The following is a 13,401-nucleotide window of genomic DNA, read 5'->3' as shown; positions in this document are numbered from 1 at the left end:
AGGGATCATTGCCCCGCTTTATGCGCTTCCCAGCGCTCATGAAGCGCTTCAAGTTGCGCATTGACGGTTTTCCAGCGTGCTGAATCCCGCAGTTCCTGACGGCTAAAAGAACCTTTATGATACAATTGTGTAACACGTTCAGCCTTGATCGGCGACAGGTTATCTAACACGCTCACTGCGCCTTTACGATTATTGCAGACCAGGATCATATCGCAACCTGCATCCAGCGATGCCTGACCGCGTTCCGCGTAGCTGCCCATGATCGCCGCCCCTTCCATCGACAGGTCGTCAGAGAAAATCACACCGTTGAAGCCCAGCTCCTGACGCAGGACGGTTTTTAGCCAGTGCGGCGAGCCACTGGCCGGACGCGGATCAACGTCGGCATAGATCACGTGCGCGGGCATAATGGCATCAAGCTTGTTGTCGCTGATAAGCGATTTGAAAATCGACATATCCCTGGCGCGGATCTCCGCCTGTGGCCGGGGGTCATGCGGGGTCTCTTTGTGGGAATCCGCCGTCACGGCGCCATGACCCGGGAAGTGTTTCCCCGTGGTTTTCATCCCGGCCTCGTGCATGCCGTCGATAAAGCGTGTCGCCATTTGCAGCGCCTTCTGCGGTTCGTCATGGTATGCACGCTCACCGATGGCGGCGCTGATATGGCCGACATCCAGCACCGGGGCAAAGCTGATATCAATATCCATGGCGATCATCTCGCTTGCCATCAGCCAGCCCGCCTCCTGCGCCAGCTTGCCGCCCTCTTCCAGCCCGAGCAGCGCGGCAAACGACTGGGCAGCGGGCAGACGGGTAAAGCCGTCGCGGAATCGCTGCACGCGGCCCCCCTCCTGATCCACCGCCACCACCAGCCGGTGACGGGAGGCCTCCCGGATCTGGCGAACCAGCTCGCGCAGCTGCGCCGGATCGTGATAATTACGCGTAAACAGGATCAAGCCACCTACCAGCGGGTGCGCCAGAATTTCGCGCTCCTCCGCATCCAGCTCATAACCTTCCACATCCAACATGACCGGACCCACACGAACCTCTCTTATTCTGTTGTTTCTAACTGGCGCCAGATCTCATCGGCCAGCGTCATAAATTGTTTATCTTGTGATTGCTGCCAGCGTAGCTCAAACCAGCCTGCCATCAGCATCAGTACCCAGGGACGCCAGCGCTTCACCTGACGTTGCAGAGGCGTCAGGTCAAGCTGAGCAGCTTGGGCGTAGGCAGCGAGCAGCTGCTGACGCTCTGCGTCACTGTCCGTCCAGACGCTCGCCAGCTCCAGCGCCACATCTCCGTCACCCGCGTACTCCCAGTCCAGCAGCCGGATGCCGGCGTCCGTATGCACGATATTACCGGCATGAACATCCATGTGCAGCGGCGCCAGTCGCAGCGGGCGTGGCTCCCCTCGCTTTTGCAGGCGTTTGTGCCATCGCAGCCATAACGGCGTGCGCCGGGAGGGCGAGGCCTGGAGCCAGTACTGCTCCAGTAGCGGCATCAGGATGATACGCCAGCCAAACACGGGCTGTTGATGGAGATGATACAACATCCGGGCCAGCGCGGGTGCGGCGGGCAACGTGGTTTTGACCTCCCCCGCCAGATAGTCCACCGCTATCCAGCCCGGACTGTAAAAGTGCGGCTGAGGAGCAATGTCGACGGGAAGATGGCGCAGGGCATGGTACTGACGGCGAAAATGGGCAGGCGTTGCCAGGGCGTCATGACGCTGGCGTAGCACCAGACGACGCGCAGCATGCTCAATAATGCAGCTCGCGCCGCTCAACCCGGCATGGGATGGCGACGCGACGATGCGAAACTGCGGAAAATAGCGCGACAGCAGCGTGTCGCGCGGCAGGTTACTGTTGCTGAACTGCACCTTTACCCGACCAGATAATCTCCCCTGTCTGAACCAGCATCAGCTGCATTTGCAGCGCCGGGGAATTGACGTTGCCGGTTGCGCTGGAGTAAAGCACATACTGCGCGCCCACGTTACGGGCAATGCCGATGGCTTTACTGCGTGAGCCCAGGCTATCCTGCGGGGAGAGGCCCAACTGCTGCTTGGCGACAGCGAGCTGCTGCGCGGACACCAGCGTAAATTTGCCGTTATTGGCCAGCGCATTACGCAGCGTTTCGGTCGCCTCACCAGCATTTAGACTGCCGTTAGTGCGGTTGTTGACGCTGTCCACCAGCAGCACGCTGCCTGCGTTAACGCCCTGCGCCTGCAGCATCTTACCGACCATAGGCTGCATTGCGCCGTTCCAGTCGTAGTGACGTTCACGCGGTGCAGGCTGGGCGGGCTCTTCCTGATGCTCTATCGGACCAGGCTGCGCAGGAACGCTCGGCACGGTAGGAACAACAGGAACCGGCTGGGTTGGCTGAACCGGCTGCTCGACGCCCGGTTTGACCTCTTCCACCGGTGCAGGTGGTTGCTCAGTGCGGCTAATACAGCCCGACAGGAACAGTGCAAAAGCCGTGACAAGCGCGTAACGACCGATCTGTTTAATCAAAATTCACCCCTCAGAGATATAAATAAAGTCTGACCTTATGCGCACCCAGATAATTTGCGCTGCCATATAGCTTAACCGACGATTTTGCCGGAATGGTTACGCTGCGCGGCGCCTCGAGTGGATGCATTTCCAGGCCGCGGGCGTCATACCAGAAAAAACGGTAGTGCACGGTAACTGGCGCATCTCTTTCATTGAACAGCACAGAGGAGGCGGACGGTTGAATTTCGCTGACCGAAAGCGAAGGCTGATCGGCGGTGATCCCTGCCGCCAGCACCGATGACTCCATAACCAGCGTTTGATCGTCATTGACGGGTATCGACGGTTGCGAACTGCATCCTGCCAACGCTATCACCAGCGCCGCCATCCATCCTCTTTGCATCTTAAAGACCTTTATGCGCCAGCATCGGGCCCAGCGGACGACCGCCCAGCAGATGCATATGAATGTGATAAACTTCCTGACCACCGTGGCGGTTGCAGTTCATGATCAAACGGTAACCGTCCTCGGCAATGCCTTCCTGCTCAGCGATTTTCGCTGCTACTGTCAGCATACGGCCTAATGCCAGTTCATGCTCAGTTTTCACGTCATTTACCGTCGGAATCAGAATATTGGGAATAATGAGGATGTGCGTAGGCGCCTGGGGGGAGATGTCGCGAAAAGCGGTAACCAGTTCATCCTGATAGATGATATCTGCCGGGATCTCGCGGCGGACAATTTTACTGAAAATGGTTTCTTCAGCCATGAGGTTTTCCTTATTCATTAATCTGGCGACGAGCCCGGAAACAACCCGCCCGGTGCAGGCGCAATATTTTGTGGCAAGACTAAAGAGTATGAGCGACTTTCTCCTGTCCTTTCAACCTTATCCCACGAATTCTTTGCGTATGCGGCCCGATCTGCTCGCGGAGTAACCACCTCCCCTCCACCCGCTCTGAAACATTATTTCACTTACCGTCGCAACATCTGTTTACAGTGATAAATCGAATGCGTATATTTCGCATTTGCATTTTCATGCGCAATTTATACCTAGAAAAATGATTTCAGTCCGTCGATACGGGACTGATGCACACCATTCACCGTACATAAGGGTTTAATGATGTCTTTCACCATTCAATCCAGGGAAGGGCAATCCCGGTCTGTCGCAACACCTTCGTTGCTGGCAGCCTGCATTGCTATGGCATTGATGCCAGCCACCGCTTTCGCCGCCCCCACCGAAGATACCGTCATTGTTGATGGTTCTTTTCAGTCGGACGCCTCCGCCGATGACAGCCAGGACTACAGCGTAAAAAGCACGTCCGTGGGCACCAAAATGCAGATGATCCAACGTGACATCCCGCAGTCGGTCACCATCGTCAGCGAACAACGTATGGAAGACCAGCAGCTTCAGACCCTGGGCGAAGTGATGGACAGCACGATGGGGATCAGCAAAAGCACGACTGACTCCGATCGCAGCAATTATTACTCCCGTGGTTTCGAAATCGACAACTACATGGTCGATGGTATCCCAACCTATTTTGAGTCGCGCTGGAATCTGGGTGATTCCCAGTCAGATATGGCGCTGTTTGAACGCGTCGAGGTCGTGCGCGGTGCCACCGGCCTGATGACCGGAACGGGTAACCCGTCGGCGGCCATCAATATGGTGCGCAAGCATGCCACCAGCCGTGAATTTAAAGGCAACCTGTCTGCAGAGTACGGCAGCTGGAACAAGCAACGTTACGTGATGGACATGCAAAGTCCACTGACGGAAGATGGCAACCTACGGGCGCGCATTGTGGCGGGTTATCAGGACAGCGACTCCTGGCTCGACAACTACAATCAGAAACGCACCTTCTTCTCCGGTATTCTGGACGCGGACCTGGGCACCAGCACTTCACTGTCGGCAGGCTACGAATACCAGCGTATCGACATCAATAACCAGACGTGGGGTGGTTTGCCGCGCTGGAACACCGATGGCAGCGTCAGACATTACGATCGCGCGCACAGCACCTCACCTGACTGGGCTTACAACGACAAAGAGTTCAATAAGGTCTTCTTCACCCTGAAGCAGCGCTTTGCCGACAACTGGCAGGCCACGTTGAATGGGACTCATACCGAAGCGAAATTCGACAGTAAAGCGATGTATCTGGATGCTTACGTCAATAAAAGCACCGGTATGCTGGAAGGCCCTTATGCGAACTATGGCCCGGGCTATGATTATATTGGTGGCACCGGCTGGAACAGCGGCAAGCGTAAAGTAGACGCAGTGGATCTCTTCGCTGACGGCGGCTACGAGCTGTTGGGCCGTCAGCACACCATGATGATTGGCGGCAGCTTCAGCCGTCAGACGAACCGCTACACCAACTCGTGGGCCAACGTCTATCCGGATGAGTTCGGCAGTTTCTACGACTACAACGGTTACTTCCCGGAAACCAACTGGGGATCCCAGTCGCTGGCCCAGGATGACACCACCAATATGAAATCGCTCTACGCCGCGACGCGCATTTCCCTGGCCGATCCTCTGCATTTAATTCTTGGCGCCCGTTATACCAACTGGAGCATTGAAACCCTGACCTACGGCATGGAGAAGAACCACACCACCCCTTATGCCGGTCTGGTCTACGACATTAATGACAACTGGTCAGCCTACGCCAGCTATACCTCTATCTTCCAGCCGCAGAACTACCGTGACAGCTCGGGCAGGTATCTTGATCCGATCACCGGGAATAACTACGAAGCGGGCCTGAAATCTGACTGGATGAACAGCCGTCTGACCACCACGCTCTCGGTCTTCCGCATTGAGCAGGATAATCTGGGCCAAAGCACCGGCCGGACGATTCAGGGCTCCACGGATACGGCCTACGAGAGCGTAGACGGTACCGTGAGTAAAGGCGTGGAGTTTGAAATCAACGGTGCGCTGACCGATAACTGGCAGATGACCTTTGGCGCAACGCGTTACGTTGCGGAAGATAATGATGGCAAGGCGGTGAACCCGCAGCTGCCGCGGACCACGGTGAAACTCTTTACCAGCTACCGCCTGCCGGCGATGCCTGAGCTGACCGTTGGTGGCGGCGTTAACTGGCAAAACAGTGTTTACACCTATCAGGACACCCCTTACGGCACCTGGCGTGCCTCACAGGGTAGCTATGCGCTGGTAGACCTTTTCACGCGTTATCAGGTGACGAAGAACTTCTCCCTGCAGGGTAATGTGAATAACCTCTTTGATAAGACTTACGACACTAACATTGAGGGCGAAATTGTCTATGGCGAACCGCGTAACGTGAGCCTTACCGCAAGCTATCAGTTCTGATAAAGCATGTAGCGTCTAAGGGAGCCCAATGGCTCCCTTTTTTGTGCGCGTTGTTTGCCGGGTGGTGGCTACGCCTTACCCGGCCTACGATTCGTGCGGTTGTTGCCTTTGTAGGCCGGGTAAGCGTAGCGCCACCCGGCATGTCACAAACTACAGATATAAAAAAGGCAGCCATTCGGCTGCCTTAGTCTCCCCAGGTCACAACTTAGTTGCTGCGGATGTACTCATCCATTTCGGTTTTCAGGTTATCGGATTTAGTACCGAAGATAGCCTGTACACCGGAACCTGCAACAACTACACCAGCTGCGCCCAGTTTTTTTAGACCCGGCTGGTCAACTTTCGCAACATCAGCAACGCTTACACGCAGACGAGTGATACATGCGTCCAGGTTAGTGATGTTCTCTTTACCGCCGAAGGCTGCAACCAGTGCCGGAGCCATTTCGCTGGTCGCACCCGCTTTGCTGTCTTCTGTTGCATCTTCACGACCTGGCGTTTTCAGGTCCAGCGCTTTGATCAGCACACGGAAGATGGTGTAGTACACAACCGCGTAGCATGCACCAACGATTGGGAACAGCCACAGTTTGCTGCTGTTACCGGACAGGACGATAAAGTCGATCAGACCGTGCGAGAAAGAAGTCCCGTCACGCATACCCAGCAGGATACAGATTGGGAATGCCAGACCAGCCAGAATCGCGTGGATAATGTACAGGATCGGCGCAACGAACATGAAGGAGAACTCGATCGGCTCGGTGATACCGGTCAGGAACGAGGTCAGCGCTGCGGAGATCATGATACCGCCCACTTTTGCACGGTTTTCTGGTTTAGCAGAGTGCCAGATTGCAATCGCAGCAGCCGGCAGGCCGTACATTTTGAACAGGAAGCCGCCAGACAGTTTGCCTGCAGTTGGGTCGCCTGCCATGTAACGTGGGATATCGCCGTGGAAGACCTGGCCCGCAGCGTTGGTGTATTCGCCGATCTGCATCTGGAAAGGAACGTTCCAGATATGGTGCAGACCGAACGGCACCAGGCAACGCTCGATGAAGCCGTAGATACCGAACGCCACAACCGGGTTCTGGTAAGCCGCCCACTGAGAGAAGGTCTGGATAGCGGAACCAATCGGTGGCCAGATGAAGGAGAGGATCACACCCGTGAAGATCGCCGCCAGACCAGAGATGATTGGAACAAAACGCTTACCTGCAAAGAAGCCCAGGTACTCAGGGAGCTTGATGCGATAGAAGCGGTTAAACATATACGCCGCAATTGCACCCGAGATGATACCGCCCAGAACCCCGGTGTCAGCCAGGTGTTTAGCAGCGATCTCTTCCGGTGGCAGGTGCAGCACCAGAGGTGCAACCACAGCCATGGTTTTAACCATGATGCCGTAGGCAACTACAGCGGCCAGCGCAGATACGCCGTCGTTATTGGTGAAGCCAAGCGCAACGCCGATAGCGAAGATCAGTGGCATATTGGCAAAAACAGAACCGCCTGCTTCCGCCATCACATGAGAAACTACGGCTGGCAGCCAGCTGAAGTTTGCAGAACCGACGCCCAGCAGGATACCTGCGATAGGCAGTACGGATACCGGCAGCATCAGCGATTTACCGACCTTCTGCAGGTTAGCAAATGCATTCTTAAACATAATTGAGAGTGCTCCTGAGTATTTGTGCTTTTTTTACGTTTTCACGCATTGGCCCGGGGGGAGAACCGTGCCGTGGACAGGACATCTAAGCGCCCTTTATTTATTACGCAGAGTAAAATAAATCTGCGGATCTTTGTTTGACGGCTATCACGTTTCAGCGTTCGTTACCTGAAAAACTTTCAGTTTTTTACAAAATAGGTGTCTAAATGTTACCAGAAACGCATTCACCGCCCCTGTTCGGGCGGTGAACTTTACTCGCTTTAGCTATTAATTACGAGCCCAAAAAAAACTGACGATTCATGCTGATTGCAGGCGGGAGGGATCGATGTGAAACAGACTGGCGAAGTTATCAGTGGTAATGCGTGCCAGTTCTTCAACATCGACGCCTTTCAAAACGGCCATATACTCGGCCACATCCCGTACCATCGCGGGTTGGTTCTCTTTACCGCGGTGCGGTACCGGTGCCAGATAAGGGGAATCTGTCTCCACCAGCAGGCGATCGAGCGGGACGTATCGCGCAGCGTCGCGAAGCTGCTCTGCGTTACGGAACGTCACGATCCCGGAAAACGAGATATAAAAACCCAAATCCAGCAGTTTGCCCGCTGTTTCTCTGTCTTCAGTGAAACAGTGTAGTACGCCACCACAATCCGTCACCTTTTCTTCTGAGAGGATCGCCAGCGTATCGGCACGGGCATCGCGGGTGTGGACAATCACTGGCTTGTTCAGCTCCCGGCCAATACGGATATGATCGCGGAATGATTCCTGCTGACGGGCTTTCGTTTCCGGGGTGTAAAAATAGTCCAGCCCGGTTTCGCCCATCGCGACGACGCCCTCTTCCGCCGCCAGACGGCGTAAATCCTCGACGTCATAGGCCTCATCCTGGTTCAGCGGATGCACGCCGCAGGAGAAAACGACGTTGTCGCGCACGCCCACCAGCTCACGCATGGTGCGGTAGCCTGGTAACGTTGTGGCGACCGCCAGACAAAATTTCACATCGCGGGCTGCGGCTTTTTCCAGCACGTCATCGACGTTTTTATGCAGGGATTGATAATCCAGGCCATCAAGATGGCAGTGTGAGTCGACTAAAAACATAATGTCTCTCTCAGAGATGGGATACAGGCAGCGTTGTGCCCGGTTGCAGGTAATGCTCGATAGTGAGTAACAGGTCGGTCAGCACAAGCTCCCGATTCACCCCCGTTACGCTGAGTAATTGTTCGCGACACTGACATACGTCATGAAGGATAGCCCGTAATGCCACTCCTGGCAGGCGCCGGGCGAGGCTGTTAACCCCTTGCCAGGCATCGGCATTGCTGATCAAGGTCGCCCCTTGCTGAATTTTGAGGGCATCCAGCAACAATGCCGCCAGCCAGTGCAGACGATCGGGCGCCTGTTCATGATTGAGTACCGGCAGCAGGCTCATCCAGTCACCACTGTCAGGTACAGCCCCAAGCGCCTGGCAAAGCTGTTCGCGTTGCCCCCAGACGTTGGGCTGCAACAGCGCCAGCGCTGCTGCAGGCGCGCCGCCGCACAGACGCAGCGCGCTGAGCGCCGCTTCTTGTGACGTTGTCACTTCCCGCGCAAGCCAGCTGATAGCCCACGCCTCCTGCGGCACGTTAAGATGATGCAAGCGACAGCGGCTTCGGAGAGTCGCCAGCAACCGTCCGGGCTCACGGCAGGCCATCAGGAACCAGGTATTTTCCGGCGGCTCTTCCAGGGTTTTTAACAGCGCGTTGGCCGCCGCTTCGGTCAGCTGGGCGGCATCCTTGACCCAGACCACTTTCGCCCCACCAAGCCGCGCGCGCTCGTACAGCTTCTCGCTGACCGCGCGAACCGCATCAATACCCAGCGTCGTTTTGCCCTTCTCTGGCTCAAGCGCGTAATAATCCGGGTGCGTCTGCGCCTGCATCAGCTGGCAGCCGCGGCACTGGCCACAGCTCTTATGCCCCTGGGGCTGCTGGCACATCAGAAAACGGCTGATGGCGTAGATCAGCGCATCATCGCCCATTCCCGGCAGCGACTGGATCAGTAACGCATGATGCCCCCGACCGGACTGGTAGCTGTTCACCAGCTGTTCTAAGTGCGGGCGCAACCATGGATACCATTTCATGCCTGTTGTTCCTTCAGCCAGTCGGTGACCGTTTTACGAATGGCGTCCATCACCGCTTCCAGTGGTTGGGTGGCGTCGATGGTGCGAATGGTGCTGTCCTGTGCGGCCAGCTCAAGATAGCGGGCGCGGGTACGGTTGAAGAAGTCCAGCGACTCCTGCTCAATACGATCCAGTTCGCCACGGGCGCGGGCGCGCTTCAGGCCCACTTCTGGCGTCACGTCAAGATAGAGCGTCAGGTTCGGGCGGAAATCCCCCAGTACCGCATCGCGCAGCGTGGCGAGCATCGTCTGGTCAATGCCGCGGCCACCGCCCTGGTAAGCCTGGGTGGAGAGATCGTGGCGATCGCCAATGACCCAGCACCCACGCGCCAGCGCAGGTTTAATGACGGTTTCCACCAGCTGGACACGCGCGGCGTAGAACATCATGACTTCGGCTTTATCCGTAATCACTTCATCGCCGACCGATTTAATGTCCAGCACCAGACTACGCAGTTTTTCCGCCAGCTGTGTGCCGCCCGGTTCGCGGGTAAAGATCATCTCTTCGATGCCATACTGTTTCAGCGTCTCGACTACCGTATCGCGTGCGGTGGTTTTCCCGGCGCCTTCCAGCCCCTCAATGACGATGTAATTACTGCGCATTTTTTTCCTTAAGTGCCTTCAGATAGTCCTGGACCGAACGATTATGACTGGCAAGATTGGTGTTAAAAGTATGTCCACCTTTTCCGTCCGCGACGAAATAGAGATACGGCGTTTTGGCCGGATGCGCGGCGGCATTCAGCGATGCCTGACCCGGCGTGGCAATCGGCCCCGGGGGTAATCCGCTAATGACATAGGTATTATAATCCGTTGGGGTTTCGAGATCTTTACGCGAAATGTTGCCCTTGTAGTTCTCACCCATCCCGTAAATCACCGTAGGGTCAGTCTGCAGACGCATACCGATACGCAGACGATTGATAAACACAGAGGCCACCTGATCGCGTTCGCTGGCGATTGCCGTCTCTTTCTCGACGATAGAAGCCATGGTCACAAACTGGTTCTGATCTTTATACGGCAGGTTTTCCATCCGCCCTTCCCAGGCTTTCTCCACCGCTGCAACCATCTTTTTATGTGCACGCTGCAACAGTGCCACATCGGTGGTGCCCGCGGTGTACATCCAGGTATCGGGCCAGAACCAGCCTTCTATCCTGTCGGGGTGCTCAAATTTCAGGGCCTCGGCGACGGCGGCATAGCTGTCGTCCGGCAACGTGTGCTTGATGTAGGGCGCATCGCGCAGCTGCTTCAGGTAGTCGCTCAGACGCATCCCTTCGACAAAACGCAGCGGGAACTGCGCCTCTTTACCGCTTTCAAGCAGCTCCAACATCTCCTTCACGGTCATTCCTGGGGTAAAGCGGTACGTACCAGCTTTAAAATGCGACAGCTCCGGCTGCACGCGTAATAGCCACTGGAATACCCGCGGGCGGTTAATGATCTTGTCGCCGTACAGCTGTTCACCCAGCGCCAGCCGTCCGGTACCGGGTTTCAGGGTAAATACCGTCTCGTCGGCGATCAGGATTTTGCTCTCCGCCAGCTGGCGAACTTTCCACATCCCCACGCCAGCGGCAATGCCCAGCACGACAACGACGAGGAGAATAAAGCGCAACATTTTCTTCATGACTATCTGGTTTGCTCACACAGAGGGGCTAAAAACGAGTACAACTCACGCGATATAAAATGGTGAGGACCATACTGGCGCACCGGCACAACAGGCATCAGCGCATTGCATACGACGATCTCGTCAGCATCGGTCAGCGCAGCCTCGCGCGCCTGCACTTCGACCACGCGAAATCCGGAATGCGCCAGTTGCCGCAGACAAAACTGCCGCATCAGACCGTTAACGCCAGCCTGATCCAGACGGGGGGTAAACACATCCTTACCCTGCCGCCAGAATAAATTCGCCGCACAGCATTCCGTAATGAACCCTTCGCTGTCAAGAACCAGCGCTTCATCGGCGTCGGTCTGTTCAAGATGGGAGCGAATCAGCACTTGCTCAAGCCGGTTGAGGTGTTTTATCCCCGCAAGCTGCGGATTACGTCCCAGCCTCACCGGGCTTAATGCCAGGGTAATGCCTTCCTTGCGCCAGCGATCGTAATGGGCGGGCCAGGCAGATACCGACAGAATGCGAACCGGATCCTGACAGCCAGCCGCGCTGTATCCTCTTCCGCCGCTTCCCCGGGTAATAATCACTTTTAATACGCCCCGTTCGACGCCGTGCGCCTGGTCTGTCATTTCATTTTCTAACGCCGTCCACTGGGCAAAGGGAATGAACAATTTTTCACAGGCCGCCCGCAATCGTTGCAGATGCGCCTCAAGCAAACAGACCTTGCCTTCGACAATGCGGGCCGTTGTGAAGCATCCGTCACCAAACTGAATCGCCCGGTCACTCGCCGGAAGCTGTGCCTGCTTTATACCATTTATCAAGAACATGGTGGCTCCTTTAAGATGGTCGAATAGTCTGGCAGGAAGGATGGCTCTGGACAAGGGAAGAAAGCCGAATAAAAAAGGCCCGACAAGCGGACCTTTTTTTACTGCACTAACGACAGGTTAGCATCAGACCTTTTTAAAGATCAGAGAGCCGTTGGTGCCGCCAAAGCCGAAGGAGTTACACAGGGTGTACTCCATACCGCTGACCTGGCGCGCTTCGTGCGGAACGAAGTCCAGATCGCAACCTTCATCCGGATTATCCAGGTTGATGGTTGGCGGAACAGCCTGATCGCGCAGCGCAAGGATGGAGTAGATAGACTCTACTGCACCCGCCGCACCCAGCAGGTGACCGGTCATGGATTTGGTGGAGCTGACCATGACGCGGCGGGCTGCATCGCCAAACACAGACTTAACGGCCTGCGCTTCAGCGATATCGCCCGCAGGGGTAGAAGTACCGTGCGCATTCACATAGCCAATCTGACCCGGCTCGATACCCGCATCACGGATAGCGTTAACCATGGCCAGCGCAGCACCTGCGCCATTCTCTGGCGGAGAGGTCATGTGATAGGCATCGCTGCTCATGCCGAAGCCGACGACTTCTGCATAAATTTTCGCGCCGCGTTTCTTCGCATGCTCGTACTCTTCCAGCACGACCATACCGGCACCGTCACCCAGCACAAAACCATCACGGTCTTTATCCCACGGACGGCTCGCCGCCTGAGGATTATCGTTGCGGGTAGACAGCGCGCGGGCTGCACCGAAACCGCCCACACCCAATGGGGTGCTGGCTTTTTCTGCCCCACCAGCGACCATCGCGTCAGCATCGCCATAAGCAATCATACGCGCCGCTTGGCCGATGTTGTGCACACCAGATGTACAGGCAGTAGCAATCGAAATGCTTGGACCGCGCAGGCCATACATGATGGTCAGGTGACCTGCCACCATGTTAACAATCGTTGACGGAACGAAGAACGGGCTAATCTTACGTGGGCCACCATTAACTAAAGAGCTATGGTTTTCCTCGATTAAGCCAAGGCCACCAATCCCGGAGCCAATAGCGGCGCCAATACGGGTTGCGTTCTCTTCCGTAATTTCAAGGCCAGAATCCTGCATGGCCTGAACGCCAGCGACAATTCCATATTGAATGAAGGCATCCATCTTGCGCTGTTCTTTGCGCGAGATGATCTCTTCACAGTTAAAATCCTTTACTAAGCCAGCAAATTTCGTTGCATAGGCGCTAGTATCGAAATGGTCGATTAGGCTAATGCCACTCTGACCGGCAAGGAGAGCTTTCCAGGTGGACTCTACGGTATTGCCGACAGGAGATAACATGCCAAGTCCGGTCACAACTACACGACGCTTAGACACGCTTGTCCTCCAGGGAGGGATAAAAAAAGAAAAACGAGGGACTACAAAA

Annotated in this window: 13 protein-coding genes; 1 reads left to right on the top strand and 12 read right to left on the bottom strand. The window is 55.9% G+C overall.

All coding sequences use genetic code 11. The annotated features are described in order from the left end of the window. Positions 1–5: 5 nt before the first annotated feature. The 5 genes from nagZ to hinT are packed head-to-tail and all read right to left on the bottom strand — an operon-like array spanning position 6 to position 3,238. Positions 6–1,031, bottom strand: a complete 1,026-nt coding sequence (gene nagZ, locus GNG26_RS08405; RefSeq protein WP_156238397.1) for a beta-N-acetylhexosaminidase — start codon at positions 1,029–1,031, stop codon at positions 6–8. 11 nt (positions 1,032–1,042) lie between these two features. After that, positions 1,043–1,867 (bottom strand): thiamine kinase, encoded by an 825-nt coding sequence (gene thiK / locus GNG26_RS08400; RefSeq protein WP_156238396.1) that lies wholly within the window; start codon positions 1,865–1,867, stop codon positions 1,043–1,045. Continuing rightward, positions 1,848–2,498, bottom strand: a complete 651-nt coding sequence (gene lpoB, locus GNG26_RS08395) for a penicillin-binding protein activator LpoB (protein ID WP_103179105.1) — start codon at positions 2,496–2,498, stop codon at positions 1,848–1,850. Before lpoB ends, thiK begins: the two co-directional genes overlap by 20 nt. A 10-nt stretch (positions 2,499–2,508) precedes the next feature. Next, on the bottom strand, positions 2,509–2,877 hold the full coding sequence (locus GNG26_RS08390; protein ID WP_103179104.1) for a YcfL family protein: 369 nt from the start codon (positions 2,875–2,877) through the stop codon (positions 2,509–2,511). 1 nt (position 2,878) lies between these two features. Next, complete coding sequence (hinT, locus tag GNG26_RS08385; protein ID WP_139156331.1) at positions 2,879–3,238, bottom strand: purine nucleoside phosphoramidase; 360 nt, start codon at positions 3,236–3,238, stop codon at positions 2,879–2,881. A 351-nt stretch (positions 3,239–3,589) separates the two neighbouring features. Here hinT and fhuE point away from each other — a divergent pair, with 351 nt between their 5' ends. Beyond that, the gene (gene fhuE / locus GNG26_RS08380) at positions 3,590–5,779 is read left to right on the top strand and encodes a ferric-rhodotorulic acid/ferric-coprogen receptor FhuE (protein ID WP_103823723.1); all 2,190 of its coding nucleotides are present in this window, start codon (positions 3,590–3,592) and stop codon (positions 5,777–5,779) included. Positions 5,780–5,984: 205 nt separating this feature from the next. Here the strand turns inward: fhuE and ptsG are convergent, their stop codons facing one another. The 7 genes from ptsG to fabF form a co-directional block, all read right to left on the bottom strand. Beyond that, the gene (gene ptsG / locus GNG26_RS08375; RefSeq protein WP_103823721.1) at positions 5,985–7,418 is read right to left on the bottom strand and encodes a PTS glucose transporter subunit IIBC; all 1,434 of its coding nucleotides are present in this window, start codon (positions 7,416–7,418) and stop codon (positions 5,985–5,987) included. A 297-nt stretch (positions 7,419–7,715) separates the two neighbouring features. After that, a complete protein-coding gene (locus GNG26_RS08370; RefSeq protein ID WP_114315343.1) occupies positions 7,716–8,510 on the bottom strand; it encodes a metal-dependent hydrolase in 795 nt (264 codons plus the stop codon). 10 nt (positions 8,511–8,520) lie between these two features. Next, positions 8,521–9,525, bottom strand: coding sequence for a DNA polymerase III subunit delta' (gene holB / locus GNG26_RS08365; RefSeq protein WP_156238395.1), 1,005 nt, complete (start codon positions 9,523–9,525; stop codon positions 8,521–8,523). Next, positions 9,522–10,163 (bottom strand): dTMP kinase, encoded by a 642-nt coding sequence (tmk, locus tag GNG26_RS08360; protein WP_103823718.1) that lies wholly within the window; start codon positions 10,161–10,163, stop codon positions 9,522–9,524. Before tmk ends, holB begins: the two co-directional genes overlap by 4 nt. Further along, complete coding sequence (gene yceG / locus GNG26_RS08355) at positions 10,153–11,175, bottom strand: cell division protein YceG (protein WP_156238394.1); 1,023 nt, start codon at positions 11,173–11,175, stop codon at positions 10,153–10,155. The genes tmk and yceG overlap by 11 nt, the downstream gene beginning before the upstream one ends. A 2-nt stretch (positions 11,176–11,177) precedes the next feature. Next, entirely contained in the window at positions 11,178–11,987 is an 810-nt protein-coding gene (gene pabC / locus GNG26_RS08350; RefSeq protein ID WP_156238393.1) for an aminodeoxychorismate lyase, read from the bottom strand. Positions 11,988–12,110: 123 nt separating this feature from the next. Further along, a complete protein-coding gene (gene fabF / locus GNG26_RS08345) occupies positions 12,111–13,352 on the bottom strand; it encodes a beta-ketoacyl-ACP synthase II (protein WP_103179094.1) in 1,242 nt (413 codons plus the stop codon). Between the last annotated feature and the right edge of the window lie 49 nt (positions 13,353–13,401).

Origin of the sequence: Leclercia sp. J807, from assembly GCF_009734465.1 — a bacterium.
Lineage (GTDB): Bacteria > Pseudomonadota > Gammaproteobacteria > Enterobacterales > Enterobacteriaceae > Enterobacter.
This window is presented reverse-complemented; position numbering and strand designations above follow the sequence as displayed.